This is a genomic window from Acidisphaera sp. L21, assembly GCF_009765685.1.
In the GTDB taxonomy this organism is placed as follows: domain Bacteria; phylum Pseudomonadota; class Alphaproteobacteria; order Acetobacterales; family Acetobacteraceae; genus LMUY01.
In genome coordinates, this window is sequence record NZ_LMUY01000093.1 from 53,801 (window position 1) to 55,208 (window position 1,408).

Genomic DNA, 1,408 nt, shown 5'->3' on the forward strand with positions numbered 1-1,408 from the left:
TACGGGGCGGCTTTGTGAGATAGCGAGGCCGCCTCAAACTGGGTTGGCTTAGGTCCAGTGTGCATGCGCCCGGCATCAGGACTCGAACCTGCGACCAAGCCGTTATGAGCGGGCCGTTCTAACCAATTGAGCTACAGGCGCACACGCGCTCGGAGCTTAACCGGCAAAATTCTAGCTCACAAATGCTGAAGTCGCCGTTATCCCTTGGCGGGAGATTTGGTGTTCGGCGTGGCGGATGCCATCTTCGTGCTTAGGGTTTCGATCGCCGTGATTGCATCCTGCAGTTGCTTGGTCATTGAGGTTGGCTCGTGCTGGCCTTCCACCTCTTGCGTGTCATATTGGACGGCCTTTTCGGCGTCTTTGTAGACCTGTTCGTCTCGGAAGCTTCGCGGCGCGCTACGCACGATCCCAAGGGCCTGTTGAAGCGCCCGCACAACAGTAGCGTGGGCAAGCTCTTCATCATTGGCGCCTTTAGATGCATTCACCATTTCAGGTCGACCGGCAGCGTCACGGAGATCTCCCAACGCAACTTGAAGAGATGACTGGTAGGTAGGCAGGTCAGCGACAGGTGTTGATGATCCAAACGGCGAACTACTGTTTGTTCCTCTCTTGAGAGCCGTTTGTGCCGCAACGGGCATAATGAGGACGGTTGCTGCCAGACACGCCGCAGCGAAAACCTGCCAAGAAGTCAGAAACTTCTTGGTGTTCAAGCCTTGGCCCCAGCCTTCTTCGGTTCGACATTTTCAGCACCGGCGCGAGTTCCGCCAAGCTTGTCGGCACCACCAGCATCTGCCGCGCCCGGCTTCTTGTGGTTGCCGGTATTCTGCTGATCGTCGGTATGCTTCACTGTCTGCTCTGTATGCTCTTGCTTCATGTCACGTCCTCCACCTTGGCAAACGCAGCACCGCTGGCTACAGCGGCTTTCAGCGACGACACAACGGCGTGACCCCGACGTGTCGCGGCTGGCGTTTCGATTTTTGGCTTCACTGCCGAATGATCTAGGGACCGCCCGCTTGGTCTGAATATCCCGCCCGCTTGGTCTGAATTGACCGTCCGCTTGGTCTAAATCGACCGCCCGTTTGGTCTGGACGACTCGCCCACCTGGTCTGAATTGGCCCGAGTTTCCCTGTGTTTATCAGTGAGTAACCCAGCGGAAATTGAATCTAAGAGAAGTTGAACTTTAGGCTGGGGATAACTTGAAAACCTCTCAGAGGCCGGCATCACATAAACACCCGAACAATCAGGGACGGCTTACCTATAAGAGGGCTCACAACATAGTAGACTTAGCCTTAAAGCGACTGACTGGATCCTAGCCGTGTGGAAGCGCAGGCTATTCAGACCAGACGGCCGGAGAAAGTGCCTACGAAGGCCTAGCCGGTAGGCGCCTCCCGGTGTTCGCCGGGAGGCT

At 56.4% G+C, this 1,408-nt stretch carries 2 protein-coding genes; both read right to left on the minus strand.

The window, feature by feature from the left end:
* Positions 1–197 precede the first annotated feature (197 nt).
* Complete coding sequence (locus GSQ76_RS18805; protein WP_158745669.1) at positions 198–710, minus strand: hypothetical protein; 513 nt, start codon at positions 708–710, stop codon at positions 198–200.
* A complete protein-coding gene (locus GSQ76_RS30900) occupies positions 707–874 on the minus strand; it encodes a hypothetical protein (protein WP_174247369.1) in 168 nt (55 codons plus the stop codon). The genes GSQ76_RS18805 and GSQ76_RS30900 overlap by 4 nt, the downstream gene beginning before the upstream one ends.
* Between the last annotated feature and the right edge of the window lie 534 nt (positions 875–1,408).